The 16652-nt window shown below is 48.0% G+C and carries 14 protein-coding genes; 5 read left to right on the top strand and 9 right to left on the bottom strand.

Going from position 1 to position 16652, the window contains the following annotated elements:
• Positions 1–33: 33 nt before the first annotated feature.
• Complete coding sequence (gene desA, locus AC0LWM_RS13905) at positions 34–1137, bottom strand: Delta(5) desaturase DesA (protein WP_474675550.1); 1104 nt, start codon at positions 1135–1137, stop codon at positions 34–36.
• Positions 1138–1388: 251 nt separating this feature from the next.
• On the opposite strand from desA, the gene AC0LWM_RS13900 reads away from it, so the two are divergent.
• Both AC0LWM_RS13900 and AC0LWM_RS13895 read left to right on the top strand, forming a co-directional pair.
• Positions 1389–1982, top strand: coding sequence for a YkoP family protein (locus tag AC0LWM_RS13900; protein WP_474675549.1), 594 nt, complete (start codon positions 1389–1391; stop codon positions 1980–1982).
• On the top strand, positions 1979–2728 hold the full coding sequence (locus tag AC0LWM_RS13895; protein WP_474675548.1) for a polysaccharide deacetylase family protein: 750 nt from the start codon (positions 1979–1981) through the stop codon (positions 2726–2728). The genes AC0LWM_RS13900 and AC0LWM_RS13895 overlap by 4 nt, the downstream gene beginning before the upstream one ends.
• Here AC0LWM_RS13895 and AC0LWM_RS13890 read toward each other — a convergent pair.
• Together AC0LWM_RS13890 and AC0LWM_RS13885 are read right to left on the bottom strand one after the other, a co-directional pair.
• Positions 2691–3221 carry a GNAT family N-acetyltransferase gene (locus tag AC0LWM_RS13890; RefSeq protein ID WP_474675655.1) on the bottom strand — a complete coding sequence of 177 codons (531 nt, stop codon included), beginning with the start codon at positions 3219–3221 and terminating at the stop codon, positions 2691–2693. The two genes, AC0LWM_RS13895 and AC0LWM_RS13890, sit on opposite strands and share 38 nt — an antisense overlap.
• Before the next feature lie 2 nt (positions 3222–3223).
• Positions 3224–3868, bottom strand: a complete 645-nt coding sequence (locus AC0LWM_RS13885) for a TetR/AcrR family transcriptional regulator (RefSeq protein ID WP_474675547.1) — start codon at positions 3866–3868, stop codon at positions 3224–3226.
• Positions 3869–4137: 269 nt separating this feature from the next.
• Here AC0LWM_RS13885 and AC0LWM_RS13880 point away from each other — a divergent pair, with 269 nt between their 5' ends.
• Both AC0LWM_RS13880 and AC0LWM_RS13875 read left to right on the top strand, forming a co-directional pair.
• Entirely contained in the window at positions 4138–4794 is a 657-nt protein-coding gene (locus AC0LWM_RS13880; protein ID WP_474675546.1) for a pentapeptide repeat-containing protein, read from the top strand.
• A gap of 21 nt (positions 4795–4815) precedes the next feature.
• Positions 4816–5421, top strand: coding sequence for a pentapeptide repeat-containing protein (locus AC0LWM_RS13875; RefSeq protein WP_474675545.1), 606 nt, complete (start codon positions 4816–4818; stop codon positions 5419–5421).
• 9 nt (positions 5422–5430) lie between these two features.
• On the opposite strand, the gene AC0LWM_RS13870 is transcribed toward AC0LWM_RS13875, so the two are convergent.
• From AC0LWM_RS13870 to AC0LWM_RS13845, 6 genes are all read right to left on the bottom strand, one after another.
• Complete coding sequence (locus tag AC0LWM_RS13870) at positions 5431–6204, bottom strand: SIR2 family NAD-dependent protein deacylase (protein WP_474675544.1); 774 nt, start codon at positions 6202–6204, stop codon at positions 5431–5433.
• Between the two features lie 225 nt (positions 6205–6429).
• A complete protein-coding gene (locus AC0LWM_RS13865; protein ID WP_474675543.1) occupies positions 6430–6720 on the bottom strand; it encodes a hypothetical protein in 291 nt (96 codons plus the stop codon).
• A gap of 230 nt (positions 6721–6950) precedes the next feature.
• A complete protein-coding gene (locus AC0LWM_RS13860; RefSeq protein ID WP_474675542.1) occupies positions 6951–8327 on the bottom strand; it encodes a hypothetical protein in 1377 nt (458 codons plus the stop codon).
• 33 nt (positions 8328–8360) lie between these two features.
• A complete protein-coding gene (gene cls, locus AC0LWM_RS13855; RefSeq protein WP_474675541.1) occupies positions 8361–9797 on the bottom strand; it encodes a cardiolipin synthase in 1437 nt (478 codons plus the stop codon).
• Between the two features lie 103 nt (positions 9798–9900).
• Positions 9901–13740 carry a DUF4855 domain-containing protein gene (locus AC0LWM_RS13850; RefSeq protein ID WP_474675540.1) on the bottom strand — a complete coding sequence of 1280 codons (3840 nt, stop codon included), beginning with the start codon at positions 13738–13740 and terminating at the stop codon, positions 9901–9903.
• Positions 13741–14225: 485 nt separating this feature from the next.
• Positions 14226–15764 carry an outer membrane protein assembly factor BamB family protein gene (locus AC0LWM_RS13845; protein ID WP_474675539.1) on the bottom strand — a complete coding sequence of 513 codons (1539 nt, stop codon included), beginning with the start codon at positions 15762–15764 and terminating at the stop codon, positions 14226–14228.
• A gap of 304 nt (positions 15765–16068) precedes the next feature.
• Between AC0LWM_RS13845 and AC0LWM_RS13840 the strand changes: the two genes are divergently transcribed.
• On the top strand, positions 16069–16413 hold the full coding sequence (locus AC0LWM_RS13840) for an MmcQ/YjbR family DNA-binding protein (RefSeq protein WP_474675538.1): 345 nt from the start codon (positions 16069–16071) through the stop codon (positions 16411–16413).
• Positions 16414–16652: the final 239 nt, after the last annotated feature.

Genomic DNA, 16652 nt, shown 5'->3' with positions numbered 1-16652 from the left:
TCTATGATTGTTCTATTATAGCAGATTTGCGCTTTAGCTTGCGCGTTCCCTCGCTTTCAAAGGGCTTATATCCGAATCGGCTTGATGTTCGGCGTCCGAAGCCGGCTTATTCGCCATCAGCTTCAAATCCTTGAAGTTGATAAACGTTTTGCTGCGCTCGTCCCACAATCGAAAACGGAGCGACTTCAGGCTCTCACCAATCGTGATTGTCGTTGCTTTCTGAAGCGGAATCGAGGCGTCATGCGCCTTTTCCAAATTGTAGTTTGGAACTTTCGGGCTCAGATGATGCACGTGGTGAAATCCGATATTGCCGGTGATCCATTGCAGCGGTCTTGGCAGCTTGTAGTAGGAGCTCCCTTCAACGGCGGCCTGCACGTAACTCCACTCTTCCTCATGCTCGAAGTAGGAATCCTCAAATTGATGCTGCACATAAAACAGCCAAATGCCAAGGCTTCCGGATAAGAAAAAAATCGGCCCTTGAATCATCAGAAACGCCTGCCAGCCGATTGCCCAGATGAGCAAAGCGTACAAGCCGGCAATTAGGACGTTGGTGATATACGTATTCATCCGTTCTTTCCGCCTAGCGCCTCTGCGGTTGAAACGATATTCAATGAGAAACACGCCGATCGGTCCGAGCCCGAACATGACAAGCGGATTTCGGTACAATCGGTAACCGAGACGGCTCCATAACGAAGAAGCCTTGTATTCCTCGACCGTCATGATCCGCAAATCGCCGATCCCCCGTTTATCGAGGTTGCCGCTCGTGGAATGATGGATCGAATGCGAATGCTTCCATTGCTGATACGGTACAAGGGTAACAACTCCAAGAATCGTGCCGAGAATATCATTGGCCGTACGGCTCTTGAAGAACGATTGGTGGCAGCAGTCATGGAAAAGGATAAAAGCCCTCACCATAAAGCCCGCGGCAACGATGACGATCGGAAGGGTAAGCCAATACGACACGGACAGGCTCAAATATGCGCCGTACCAAAGTACCGCGAGTGGCAATAATGTATTAAAAAGCTGCCGAATGCTTGCTTTTTCATCGATTTTTTCGAAGGGGGCGACGTTCTTTTTCAGATGCGAGATGCTTGGATGGTGATGGTGATGATTATGGTGGTGATTGTGATGGTCCATAGGTTGTTTCCTCCAATTGACGCGCGGCAGTGATGCCGAAACGATACGCGGCCCATAGTTTAACCTAAGTATAGGGAACTGGGCCTCTTCGGCATAGTTATAAACGTCAATAGCCTATATGACATATGTCATATAGGCGCTTAAGAAATTCGTAAGAATAGAGTAAGAGAAAAGAAAATTTCATTCCCTATACTGCGAATATAAGCATTAGAGCTTACAAAATAGCTGAATTAGGGAAAGAAGTGATCATCATGAACGCATTGGCATCAACATCAAAAATAGTTTTGCAATCTCTTTGGATGACCTGGGAGAGCATGTTTGACAGGATGACTAGATTGCGGAGCGCATCCACACTGAAATATGGAATATGTAAATTGGTTGTCAAGCGGCATCGCGGCAAAAGCGTAAAATGTCACGATGGCCTCTGGGTACATCGGGGGGGTTGGGTGGGCGAGCTGCATCTGGATAATCGACAAGTGCTGATGCTGTCGCGCACCGTCGGATCCGATCGCGCGGCATTGACGACGGCTCGAATGCTGCACGATTCGCTGAGGCAAATCAGCCAAGCTATAGAAAGCGAACCAGAGCTTGCCGACATCCAAGCGCTAACCGGCATTACATTGCTCCATCGGGGGATTATTCATGGCTTAGGCTTTGAGCTGCATCCGCTCGAATCCAAATGGTTTCGGAGGTTCTCAACGTATTACCTTCGTATATTGCTTAGGGTATTGCATCCGTCGGGCAAACAACGCATCAAGCAGCGCACCCGGAAGCTCGTCCCGATGATGTTGATGATGTCCAAACCAACTCTATTTCGTCTTTATCGGAAAGAAGTGATCGTATGATGCAGCAAATCTTGATTCTATTCGTTGTATTTGTATTCGCATATATGCTGGTCCCCTTTGTCATGACGAGAATATGCGGCTTCGGTGTTTGCAGCAGAGGAAGACGCGCAGATCAAATTGCCTTTACTTTTGATGACGGACCCGACCCCGAATATACGCCCAGGCTGCTCGATTTGTTGCGAGAACAGGGCATACAGGCCACCTTCTTCGTTCTGGGCAGCAAAGCCGAAAAATTTCCGGAGTTAATCCGACGCATCCACCGCGAGGGACATCAGATCGGGATTCACAATTATACGCATCATCTCCCCAATTGGCTCATGACGCCGTGGTTTATCAGACAGCATCATGTCGAGCAAACGGCTGAAATTGTAGAGCGGATAACCGGTGAGCGGCCCCACTTGTATCGTCCGCCATGGGGGATTATGAATGCGGCGGATTTGCTCTTTCTCCGAAAGTCGTATCGGATCGTGCTTTGGTCCGTCATGGGATGGGATTGGAAGCGCCAGGCGAATGCCGATCCATTAAAACAACGATTATTGCATAAAATAAAGCCCGGTTCCATTGTTCTTTTGCATGATAGCGGCGACACGGCGGGTGCCGACGAAGATGCGCCGGAGCAAATGCTGGAAGGACTGAAGGCGGTTCTGCAAGAGGTGCGGCTCAAGGGATATCGATGTGTTCGTACGGATGAACTTCTGGATCAGGAATTTAATCGTATTCCTGCTGAAGTATCCCCATGTGAATGATGTCGTGCCACTGTCCTTCTCGGAAAATGCATTGGCGCGACACTCCCTCCTGCTTGAAGCCAAGCTTCTCGTATACACAAATGGCACGATCGTTAAAAGCAAAAACCCGCAAAGCTACCCGGTGCAAATTCATCTCCAAAAAAGCGTAATCGAGCAGCAGCTTCAGCGCTTCGGTACCGTATCCCTGGCCCCAGTATGACTTCTCGCCGATATCGATAATACATTCGCCGTTGCGGTTTTTCAGATCGATGCCAATTAAGGCGGTGACGCCGATTGGCGTCCCGGTTTCCTTGGCGATAATCATATAGCTCTTGGATTGGCTCGATCCGAGAATCACATGCTTCACGAACTGCTCGGTTTCCTCCAGGGTGTACCGGTCCATCGCTGGATTGGTTGTACGCATGACGTCCATGTCGTTTCGCCATTGATGGTAAATCTCCGCATCGTCCACCGTCATTTTGCGAAGGTATACTCTTGAAGATTCGAATAGCATTTTCATTTGAAACCACTCTCCTTGTCATTACTTGTGGCCGGTCGAAGCAGTTGTTCCAGTGTGAACAGCAGCACGTCCATCTGCCCGTTCACCTTCGTTTGCTCCGTGCCTAGATGGGCTGTATTCATCATGAGTCCGTCTACGAACGATACGACGTACCGCGCAATGGATTCGGCGGGAAGGCACGGGAGGAACTCCCCCAGATCGGTTCCCTTCCGGAAAAAATCGGCCAACGCTTCAATAATCCGTTCATATCGGGCCGTAATATACGGGTAACTTGTTTTGTTGCTTCGGTAGTTGGCGGACGAGAAAAACTCCGAATTCGCCCGTACCAGCGTCTGATCGATCTGCTCGATCTCCTTCCGCTGCTTCGATACCCACCCGCTGATCTGCTGCCAGAACGCTTCCGTTCCATCGGTACGAAAATAATGCACGTCCTGCTGATCCTCATGTTGAAGCAGCTCGACATAAACATGCTCGATGTTATCGAAGTAGGCGTATAAAGCGCCTCTCGACACCCCCGCTTCGTCCATAATGTCCTGCATCGTCGCTTGGGTATAACCTTTGGCGATGAATACCCGTCTAGCCGCTTGCATTAAGCTCAGCTTCTTCTGCCTTTTGTAGTCTTCGCTTACTCTTGGAGACATCTTTTTTCACCCGCTTCAAAAAAACGACATCGATGTCGTTTTAGGATGTTTTTATTATAAACGACATCGATGTCGTTTTCAAGTTTATTGGAGACGATCGCAGGGGACGATCGCAGATAACGAGGATGCCGACGGGGTTCCCCATCTCGCTTCATCGCGCTAGACAAACGAACATACGTTTGATATGATGACACCAACTAGATGTTCGGAATGGAAACATGCAAACATGGAGAAACAAACTTTAACCCAATGGCTGGAGGCGGACAACGATGGAAGGATCCGATCAGGCGAACATAAAAATTGACGCACCGAGAATTCCGGACGACTTGTCGGTATTATCTCATGAAGTCAATTCGCTGCGAACGAAGGATGAATTTCGGCTTGCATCGGTCAGCGATACTTTCATCGATAATCAAGAGGCGAGCAAGGTTTCTTTTGAGAAGGTCATATTCAAAAACGTCACCATTATGGAATCCTCGCTCGTCGGGATCGAGCTGACGGACGTTATTTTTGACAAATGCGATCTTTCGAACGTTTGCCTTACCGATTCGTTCTTGCACCGTACTGAGTTCAGACATTGCAAGCTGATCGGGACGGATTTTACAAGAAGCCGATTTCAGAACGTTCGATTCGTCAATTGCGTTGGCGATTACGCTGCGTTTCGGTTTGCAGCTTGTAAACAGGTCGCTTTTGAGGACTGCTCATTGGTCAGTGCCGACTATTATCATGCCACCTTGCAGAAAACGATGTTTACCGCGTGCCACCTTGATCAGGCCACGATGTCGGGCTGCAAGCTGGAAGGGATCGATCTGAGCGAATGCGAATTCGACGGATTGATCGTTGAAATCGCGGATTTGAACGGTTGTATCATATCACGGCGGCAAGCTTCATCGTTCGTCGGACTCATGGGCTTGATTATGAAATAGTTTCTAGGGAGGCGTATATGGATGTACCAGCATATCGATCAGCATTTTGAATCCGTGAATTTCAGCGGGCGGGATTTACGGGAAGGGGAGCTCGTGCGCTGTACGTTTGAGCGATGCACATTCTCCCATGCTTCCATGGAGGAAATTACGACAGTCGGCTGCCGGTTCGTGCAGTGCAACTTTCATGGCGTGACGATGAATGCTTCAATTCATACGGGCTCCGCTTTTGAAAACTGCAATTTCCTCGAAGCCAATCTTTTCGTAGCCAAATTCATCGACTGCAAAATGATGGGATCCGATTTTACCAAAACAAAAATGGACGGCATCACGCTAACTCGAGGCGATTGGTCTTATACGAACCTTCGTCAAATGGGGCTTGCCAAACAGGATTTACGAAACATCCGTTTTTACGAGGCGGATCTATACGAGACCAATCTGGAAAAATCCGATCTGCGAGGCAGCGACTTAACCAGGGCCAACTTGGCGAAAACGAAGCTGCAAGGGGCCGATTTGCGCGGAGCCGTCATGGACGGCGTCGATTTTAAATCGTTTGACGTCAAGGGCGCCCGAATGGACGCCGCCCAAGCCGTTGTTTTCTTGCGCTCCTATGGCGCGAAGGTGGATTGAGTTTTTTCTTCACATCGTTCCCGCGTTTCCGTCGCGAATATATTCCAGCATTTCATCCAACTGTTGCAGCATGGTCCGAGCTCTGCCTTGGATCGCGAGATCGAATCGCTGCGAGCCTTGCGGCATTTCCATGTTCAAATAAGCGGTTCGCCCGCTTGTATATTGCGGCAGTTGGCTGACCGGCGCCACTTGCAGGCTGGTGCCGATGACGATAACAAGGTCCGCCGCGCCAAACCAGGCCAAGGCTTGACTCCAAGCCTTTTCCGGGAGCATCTCCCCAAAGAGGACGACATTCGGGCGCAATGGCCCTTGGCAGGCCGAGCAATGGAGCCGTGACAAGAAGTCCGATACGTCCGCGGACCGGCCGCACCGATGGCATCGGACCGAGCGGATATTGCCATGAAGCTCGGCGACTTTCTCGCTGCCCGCCGCGGCGTGGTATCCGTCTACATTTTGCGTGGCGATGCCCTGCAGCAGTCCTTCTTTTTCCCATTTGGCTAATATTTGATGCCCCTCATGAGGAGCATATTGCTCCACCGTTTCGATACGGTACGTATAAAAATCCCGGAACAACTCATAGTTCCGTTCCAGTGCATCCACATTCGCAACCTGATGTGGGTCGATGCGCCGCCACCAGCCGTCCTTGGAACGGAAGTCGGGCAACCCCGATTCCGTGCTCATCCCCGCTCCGGTGAGTACGATTGTAAAGCGGGACGAGGCGATCCATTCCGCCAGCTGGTAGAGGCTTCCGCCTTCTCCGCCGACTTTTAATATCGTCTCCACGTCATGCCTCCTCGTTCATGTTTCGTTAACCACAGTATATCAAGATTTCCAAATATAAAGACCCCCGAAATTTGTTTCGGGAGCCTTCGTCGGTTTACACCTATGCGTTTTCTGATGGTCCAATGTCAAAATCACTTATGTCAATGCGAATCGAAGCAGGAATGGGTCAGAAACCTTGGCGATACCGACTTGCTCGATATTGTCGCTTGTTCGTACGGATCCGTCCTACTTCACCCGACGAAAATCTGCATGAATGTACTCCCGGGTTACCACATCACGCTGCACCGCTTCCAGGAGAACCGGAATCGAGTCATCATTTTCAAGATTCAGCTCCACAATGCCGCCGCTGCCGCTTCTCATCCAACGTCCAAACTCTTTGGCCGAAAGGTGGATCATGGCATTGTCCGTATCCGAACCGTTCACAACAGCCGGAAGCCGTCCTGAATTCCTCAGACGCTTCAAGCCCGTTCGATTCATGGGTTCACGCTGCTCAACTTGAAAACATGTTCTCATCATGTCAACACTCCTCTTTACAATTGGTTTTTTATGCTCTCAAAATCAACCGTCTGCACGACTACGGATTTCGCCCCCCGTAGCAGGGGAAGCATGAGCACCATGACATCACCAACCTTATACATTTAATGTAAAATCGCATAAATATGCGAGAAAGACACCCCGTTCCAAACGGAACGAAATGTCTTCTTCGTAGTACCATATCATAGAAAGCCTGTTCTGTCGACCAGGACTTACTCAAACCCTGCTAAAACCTTCGCATACAATCGATCCAGCTGGGCATCGCGAACGTTTTCCCATTCCTCATACGTCTTTACATTTCCGCATATGAAATCGACCAAAGCCGTTACCGCTTCATTCATTTCCTCGATTTTATGATCATAAATAAACTCTACAGAGCCAACAGCTTCAAAACTACCCGCTATGGTCAGCATCATATCGTTTCTTACGCTGATATACTCCGCCCTGTTAAAAATCGATTTTAGCCTAAACAAGCTATGATTTTCATAAAATCTGTTTCTTATAAACAGGATGAACGTTTCAAAATCATCGGCATTGTTGCCAAGCTCGATTTCGAATAGGATTCTAAAGAACAAATTCCATTGAAAATCATGATTGATGGCGTTTAAAATGACATTTCCGATTTTGCCCGAAAAATCGTCTTCGAAATAGATCTCCCTCTCAAATCGGATTTCACGATTAAAATCCACCTCATTTTTGCTAATCGTATTTAATCGGTCCATCGTTTTGATCATGGTATTCGTATAATCGTCCAAATTTTCGGCATTTCTCGTTCGGAAAATATATTTCATGATCGTATCGCAAGATTTTCGAAAGTTAACCCCAAAACCGATACTATTCTGCATCTTTGCGGAATAGATCTCATAAATGATTTTCGAAAGAACGAGTTCCAACTGAGTCTTCCGCATCATGGGATCGATACTATTTTTATTATTGAACTGATTGTAAATCATGAGCAGCTGGTTATCGATCATTTCAAGGTTTTTCTTGACGGATCCCATCAGTTCCTTCAGAAAGCCGTCCGCGATCCGATAATTGTTGCTTTTATAAATGATTTTATGCTCAAGCTCGCCCCAAAAAATATTGACCAGCGACTTGATTTGAAGCTCAAATTTCATCTTTCCGCGGTTTGTTTCATAAACGCCGTCGATTCGAAAGATTTCGAACCCGTTCTTCTGCTCCTGCGGCTGCTGACCGGTTAGCTCCAGTCGAATCTTTTCATTGGTAGCATGATAATAGTATCCGTCTTCGTCATTTCTTTGGTTAAAAAAGGTTTGAAGCAAACGATACACTTGCGATTCGTCTTCAATAAATCTGCATTCGATTCGAACGCCGATCAAATCGGACAGATTGTGAAGGATATCCTCGCTCGTCCTATACTTGATATAATAATTATTTCTGATTATTTTTTCCCGCAAACTGGACGAAGACTTCACTCTTGAGCTTACCTTGATGTCCCCATCATGATTATTTTCCAATAAAGCTTGAAAATATTGCTCTACATCCTTCGCTTCCTGTTGCAATTGGCCGTTTATTCTTTCCAAGTCTTCGATAACTTCTTCAATCAAACCAAACATCTTCAGTTCCATACGTTCCCGCCTAACCTTAAGTAGTCGCACGTCCTATAATATCGGCGAAATCAGCCTAACCACGGACTCCATCATTTTGTCGAAGAGCGGCCTGTTCATAAACTCTTCTTTCGTGATTGCTTTGCAGTACTTCATATCCTCTTTAAAGCTGCCTTCCAAGGCTTTCGTAAATTCACGATTGTAAATAAAACTATTCACCTCAAAGTTTAATTGGAAGCTTCGAATGTCCATATTCGCTGTACCGATGCTGCACACGGAGCCATCCGCCATGATCGTTTTGGCGTGGATGAATCCTTTTTCATAATAATAAACTTTTATATTTACATCTAACAATTCCAAAATATAAGAATTCGCAGCCCAAGCCATAAACTTATGATCCGGTTTTCCCGGTATCATAATTCGCACGTCGACGCCGGATAACGCGGAAAGCTTCAAAGCTTCAATCATCGTATCGTCCGGCACAAAATACGGAGATTGCAAGTATAAATTTTCTTTGGCGCTGTTGATGATTTTGATATAACCGTTTCGAATATACTGTTCCTTATGATCCGGTCCGCTTGTGACGATTTGCATTCCGATTTGCTTGCGATCATCTACGTTCTTATGCTTCGGAAAATATCTCCACACATCTCCGATCTCGCAATCGGTAGCATAGCTCCAGTCGAGCAAAAACCTTTCCTCTAGCGAATAGACGGCATCGCCTTCAATTTTCACGTGGGTATCTCGCCAGTAACCGATATGCTTGTCCTTGCCTAAATACTCGTCACCCACATTGAACCCGCCGACAAAACCGATTTCTCCGTCGACGACGACAATTTTTCTATGGTTTCTATAATTGATTCTTCGGTTTACATACGGCATTATCCCCGGAAAAAACGCCGCATATTCAACTCCCGCGGCTTTCAATTCATTCAAGTATTTCTTGCGATTTAACGTATAGGACCCCATGGCGTCAAATAAAAACTTAACCTCTACGCCTTCCTTCGCTTTATGCATCAAAATCTGCAATAGCCGTTTCCCTATATCGTCCGGGCGAAAAATATAATATTCGATATGAATGTATTTTGTCGCACCTTCTAGAGCTTGAATAAGGGAGTCGAATTTATCTTTCCCTTTAGTAAACAAAGCTAAATCGTTATTTTGCGTAAATATGGCCCCTGAATGCCTGTAATTCATCATGATCAAATCTCGATGTTCATAGGAAGACATGTCATGGTGGCTTTCCCGCGCATGCTCCAAATATCTCTTTTTCGTTTCGTCCTTAATAATTTTTTTGTCAAAAAGCTTTTGCCTGCTCATGTTCCTTCCGAACAATACGTAAACGACAAATCCAACAACCGGTATAACCATAAAAATCAATAACCAAGCCCATGTCGTTGAAGGATTTCTTCTTTCAAAAAATATCAATGCGATCGAAAATAACAGGTTTAGGATTAAGATGATCGCGGATGCAATTGCTACAACACTCATGCTTGTTCCTCCAAAGTGGAAGTCATTCTCCAATATTGTAGCATAAAAAGGCGATACTCGAACGCAAGAAGCGCCGGTATCGCCTTTTTAATGGGCATAATTGTTATTGTTTCACATAGGTGCCTCGAATCATCTGCACGGTCCAATCGTAAATATCGCGGTTGGCCGCGGTGCTGCTATATGCCGCATTATACAAGGTGCGAATATCTTGATAATAGGCGCGGAATACGTCCCCGCCGTATCCGTAATCGACGGCTCCGTTCAAGTAATCTACATATCTTTGGCGGAATGCGCCGTTGTCGAATGCCCGATCGTCCAGTTCGATTTCAACCCCGGAACCTACTTTCTTCGCCGCATCTGCTGCGTTTTTGATTTGCACAGGGTCGGTATTGTTGAAGAAATGATTCGGCTGATAGGCCATCGCATCAAATCCAAACGACTTCCAATTGTAATAGGCGGTGGCGTTATAATATGGAATCCAGAAAAACTTATAGTTCAGGTTATGAATTCGGTCCGAAGCGTACCGGATTACCGCTTGATCGTCCGCCCCCGCCGCTTCGTGCATCCAGTAAAATCCGGCCAGCTCCAGATTGGAGAAGTTAGCCGCATTCCACTTCGCCATCAATTGGTTCAAGTACCACTCGACAGCTTTTTTCTTATTGGCGAGACCGTTAGTCGGATCACTGAAATTTTCGGACACTCCGTCTCCGTCCACATCGCCGAAATCGCTTTGCGTCGTTGAAGGGAGCGGAATCATCACAACAACCTTCATTTTATGATTCGGATCGTTTAACGCGTTACCTACTTCTTTGACCGCTTCATTCAGCTGAGCGGCATCTCCCGTTTGCGCGGCAAACGTTTTATTCAAGTACCATTCCCAATCTTCTTTCTTCGATGACTCGGACCAGCCTGTTTCGACAAACGATCGGCCGGACGGGGCGTTAAGGCCCAGGAACAATCCGCCGTCGAACAGCCAGTCGACCGGTTGATGATTGGCATCGATTTCGGCTACATAAGGGATAAACTGTTCCGTTTTCCAGTCGCCGCGATTTTCGCTGTATTGTCCGTTATAAAATAACATCAAATTGTTAATTCCAGCGGTTGCTTCGCCGGCCCTCAAATAGGCTCCATCCGGATTCTCGGATTCTTCCGGCGTCAATTCAACTGCCCCCGCTGCACGCCCGTCTGTGCCGAGCACTTCAATTTCGTCGATAAAGCCCCATACATTAAGCACGAAGTTGATTCTGACATACCTGGCATAAACCATTTCCCCTTGCGGTTGATGAGCCGGCAATCCGTCGACCGCCCCGTCCCATGCATACTTCAACGTATGGGCGCCGCTTTCCGATGATCCCGGCTTAGGAACCGCCGCTACCCTTGCCCAATGCTGACCGTCCATTGAAACGGCAATTTTCATATCATCAGGCGCGTTGATGCCCGGGTCGCTGTCCTGCAGGAAGTTCGCAGCTATGCTGGCAATTGATTTGGGCTCTCCCAAATCAACAATGATATTACGGTCGAAGTTATAGGCATGTCCCTGCCATTCCGGATCCCAGAAGGAAGTCGAACCATACAAGCCGTCGGTCAATTCCTTCCCGTCTTGGTCCGGGTATTGCGGTTCGGCAGGATTTGATACCGTATAAGGCTTATGCAGCGCCAGGTTGACAAAATCGGGGGTTGGCGTTTCCGTCAACTCGAACGTTGCGCGAGCCAACTCTCGATATCCGTCGTCAGCAAGAAGAACAACATCATAGAAGCCAAGCTGGCTTAGTGCTGACGTATCGAATGTCAACGTTCCGTTCGGCTGGCCGCCTTCGCTTGTATACTTCCAAACAAGCGACGGGTTTCCCGAACCCGGAACTCCGTCTTTATGGTAAATACCGATCCAATCTTTGCCGGACGTACCCGTATACGATACGGTAATCGGATCCCCTGTCTTGTATTGGCCTTTATTTAAAGAGACAGTCGGTCCTGGATCAGGCTCGTTGAAATCAAGCGGATTACCTTTGATTAACGAATACATCCAATCATAGACTTGGCGATCCCTTTTCTTTGTGCTGTTAGCCGCTTTGTATAACGTATGCAAGTCCTGGTAATAAGCGCGGAAGGTGTTGCCGTCATACCCGTAATCCAGCGCCCCTTGCAAATAATCGATCAGCTTTTGGCGCCGCCCATCGAGGAAAACGCCGTCGTCAAATTCAATCTCAAGGCCGGACCCGATCCGTTTGGCTCGATCAGCAGCTTCCTTAATTCGGTCTGCATTCGTATTGGCAAAATAATGGTTAGGCTGATACGCCATCGCATCAAAGCCGAATTGCTCCCATTTCCAATACAGCGAAGCCTCGTAATAAGGGATCCAATAATATTTGTATCCTTTGCCATGAACGAGATCAGCCGTATATTTCATGGCCGCTTGATCGGAAACCGTCTCGCTCATCCAATAAAATCCCGTCAGCTCCAAATTGGTGAAATTGCCGGCACTCCATTTTTGAAGCACGAGGTCAACATACCAATTCAACGCTTTTTGCTTGTCACCTTGCACGCTGAAGTTTTCCGATATTCCGTCTCCGTCAACGTCTCCGAAGTTGGTTTGGTTGCTTGCGGGGTACGGAACCATGATGACGACCTTCATTTTATGGTTCGGATCGTTTAATGCTTGGGCGGCCTGCTTCACCGCTTCGTTCAGCTGCGCGGCGTCGGCATTGGGACCTGCCAGCGTTTTGTCGGCATACCATTCCCAATCCGCTTTGTTCGAAGGATTAGCTCCCTCCGAAAAGACGCGGCCCGAGTTTGCGGCAGTCCCTAAGAACAATCCCGCATCAAACATCCAATCGGTCGGTTGTCCATTCGTATCCATATACGTGACATACGGCTTAAAATAAGATGAAGTCCAATTTCCGACATCTCCGGAATATTGACCGTTGTAGAACAGGACGAGGTCATTGATATTCCCGGTTTTTTCACCTGCTTGCAAATAATTCGGCGCAACATAAGGATCGGGGATCGGCTTCACCGCTTTTTTCAGCTTGCCGTCCACGCCCCATACTTCAATTTCATCCACGAACAGCCAAAAGTCGACCATCGCGTTAATTTTGACATAACGGGCGTACACCATCGTCCCCTGCGGCTGATTCGCAGGCAGGCCGTTTGTTTTCCCGTCCCACTCATACGAAGCGGTGAAAACGCTTCCTTGGGAGGGCAGCTTAGGGATCGTAATGAGCTGTGCCCAATCTACGCCATTTTCCGATACGTACATCTTAACGACCTCAGGCAGACTGATTCCTACGCCGGAGTCATTCAGCGCATTCAGTTTAATCGATGAAATGGATTTCCCATCTTGCAGATCGATCACGAATTCACGGTCAATGTTCGCGTTATGGCCAACCCATGCGGAATCCATGAAATCGGTTGAACCATACGTTCCATCCGTTAATTGTTTGCCGTCCGCGTCCGGATAAGCATCGGAGGCCGGGAAAGAAACGGTATACGGCTTATGCAAAGCTACATTGGTGATCTCGCATTTGTCGCTTCCTTCCAATTCATCACAGTCTGGCGGCGACGTCCACAGCGTGATTAAAGCTTGCACTTCGCTTGACAAAATTTGCTTCGCTTCCGAGGTAATGTTCTTTTGCATGCCCTTATGATTCATTTGGTCCAGCATTTTTTGCAAAAACTCGGAAGACTTCTCTACATTACCTTCCTCGTGGAACTTGACGGCCTGCTTCAAGCTGTTGCGCAACTGCTGCGCCAGCGGATGGCCTAATTGGCCATTCTGGGAACATTCATCGATTTTCTGAGCAAGTCGTTCATGGTCACTTTCCGGCGCCGCTATCGCTTTGGCCGACGCAGTCGCATCCATAAATCCGGATAAAAATAAGATTGCGCTTAACGTAACAAAGATGAATGTTTTCAACATGCTGTTAGGGGTCTTCAGGTTCGTCATGAATTCGCCTCCTCAACGGGAATAAGGGATTCAGATCGTGCCGAGTTTCAATAGCCTTTACGGTTGTCCGAATGTTCTTCCGTTCACTCTCCCTTCTGCGAGTTTTGCGTCTGTTCAACCTACATAGCAGCGCCATTGCCTTTCTCAGATCACATTTGATTTTCTAAAGCATGCGATTTATGTAAATATAGTTGAACACTTTGGGAACTGACGATCGGTTGCGGAAACATGAAGTGCTGAGGATTCTTTCTGTGGGGTTATAAAGCCGGGGGTGAAAAAGCACTTCTATTGGAAAAGTATGTATGATCGGGCATTGGCGTTTTTCGGATAGATTGTACAATAATCAGTACGTGAGGACAATGTCTTTAAATTGTCGCAAAATAGCCCTTGATCTCTCCAACCGAGACCAAGGGCGTTGATTGTATAGGCCGCAATGATCCATAATCCTTCGCGTCATTGAAAAGATACGGCACCATTACCGTTGCCTACGGATTCGCCGATTCCGTCACCGTTACGGTGCATATGGCGGTAAAGCCTCCGTCCTCGGCGGTCGCGATGATTTTCGCCTTGCCCGGCGCGATGCCTTTCACTTGACCCGTATCGTCCACCGCGGCGACCGCGCCGTTGGTGCTGCTCCATTTAACCTTTTTGTTCGGCGCATCTTCGGGGACCACTGTCGCGACCAGCGCCTCGCCCGCCCCGACTTGCAAAGTGATCGTGCTCTTGTCAATCAGTATGCTGTCGGCGACTTTCCCAAGCGCGAACACGTTGCTTCTCCCGTAGCCCGCTACATAGATCGTTCCGTAGGTACCAATAGCAAGATCGTGACCATCGTCGACGCCGTCAAACGTCCACTTCACTTTCCCGGAAGAAGGATCTACCGCATAACAAACTCCCTGGTTCGCAAAATAGACGGTACCGTCGTCCCCGATCCGCGGCGTCGTATACCGCCCCTCTCCGCCGGCGAGTTCCCATTTGAGTTTCCCATCCGGGCCTACGGCCAGCAGCTTCTTGTTAGCCCCGACATAGATCGTGCCGTCCGCTCCAACGGCCGGCGATGTTTCCACCTGATAATCTTTACTCCATTTGATTGTGCCGTCCGGGTTCACAGCATACAATTTGGAATTGTAAGCGGAAGACACATAGATGGTTCCGTCAGGGCCGATCGCCGGAATAACATTGTCTGTAAGCGCCGGTTGGATAGGCAAGGTCCATTTTTTCGTACCGTTCGGTCGGATCGCGTACAGGTTTTTATACGACTCGAAATAAATCGTTCCGTCCGGGCCGACAACGGGCGTATTGACAACAGCTCCCGCCTTGTATTCCCATTTTTTCGTGCCGTCATCCGGATTGACTGCGTACAGCTTGTAATCGCGAGATCCTCCGGTATAGATCGTTCCGTCCGCTGCTACTGCCGGCGAAGACGTTTCTGAATTTCTGATGCTGCTGCTGGAGCTTACTCGAATGAATTTCCATTTGACGCTACCATCCGGAGCGATGGCCAGCAATCGTTGATCATTATCGCTGATGTAAGCATTCACATAGACGGTACCATCCGAGCCGAATGCAGGAATGCTCTTCGATTCGCCTATAGTCAGCCCCCACTTCTGCGTTCTGTCGGGGTCGATTGCATATAAACCCCAGGTGTCAGTCGTAAAATAGAGCGTGCCGTCCTCTCCAACCGCAAGAGGCGAATCGACCCAGGCCCTGTTTAATGGCAACTCCCATCGGACCGTAATTTTGGGCGGATCGTTTTTCCAAATCGGGGAGATCCAAATTCGGTCAATGAATCGATCGAGCGGTTTGATCGGATCGGTCGGTTTGATGATGGAGCCTGGGATTTTGAGGTTTAGATTTGGGATGAGCTTGAGATTTGGGTCGGTGACTTTGAGTTTGGGGTCTATCGGTTTGATGATTTTGGGGGCCCCCTTCACGGACTCCGGAACGAGGAATATGCCCGAAACGAATAAGGCGGTCAGGGCCGGGATGACAACCGCCTTAGATTTCCAACGGCTTGGCAGCATGTGGATCAGATCCTTTCCTTTTAAAAAAATAAGAAAAGCTCCTATTCGAAGCCCTTTCCACGATGAATGACCCTGCGTAAGAGGAAGCTTTTCTTGACAAATAGAATTTGGTTCACTGCGTTATCTGCAGAAAACTTATAAATTCTATCTTGTTAAAAAATCCCCAGTCCATCATACAAAATGAAGCGTTTCAAAAGCGCTTCAAGCTGAGTCATAATCGTCCCCGGTTCTTTCCATCGAAGCTGTCGGTCTCATCTGCGCCTGTGTTATAATATTCCAAAAACGAATGTATTAGGAGGTTTCCATGATAGAAGAAGTAATTCGTTACTGCGAAAATCAAAGGGGGGCGGTACGCGATTATCCGTTTGGGCCCGAACCGTTGGTCATGAAAGTCGGAGGCAAAATGTTTGCGCTGATTTCCGACAGCAGCATATCTCTCAAATGCGATCCGGTTATTGCGGAAAATTTGCGCGAACAATATGATGACGTGCGGCCGGGGTACCATATGAATAAGAAACACTGGAACACGGTTGATGTTAACGGCTCGATCCCACTTGAGGAAATTAACGAAATGATCGAACATTCATATCGATTGGTCGTCAAAGGACTGCCTAAGACGGAGCGCGAGAAGTGGATGTATGCAAAATGACCGTTGAACTAGCATACTTACCCAAGAAAAAAGTAACGAGTTAAGCAAACTTTTCAGCCCCGTTACGAAAACACTTCGCGTTTTCCGCAGGCCTCCCCTGATAAGAACGACATCTTACGGTAGGCGCTCGTCGCCCCCGTTCGGAACTTTCACCCTAGAGATGATGCCCATGCTGGGCGTACAAAAAAAATGACACCCGGATTCCAGCCTCAGGTGTCATTTTATGTAGCAGCCCCTTG

This window comes from Paenibacillus sp. sgz302148, from assembly GCF_056120465.1.
The sequence above is the reverse complement of the archived record's forward strand: the minus strand, read 5'-3'. Positions and strand labels throughout refer to the sequence as shown.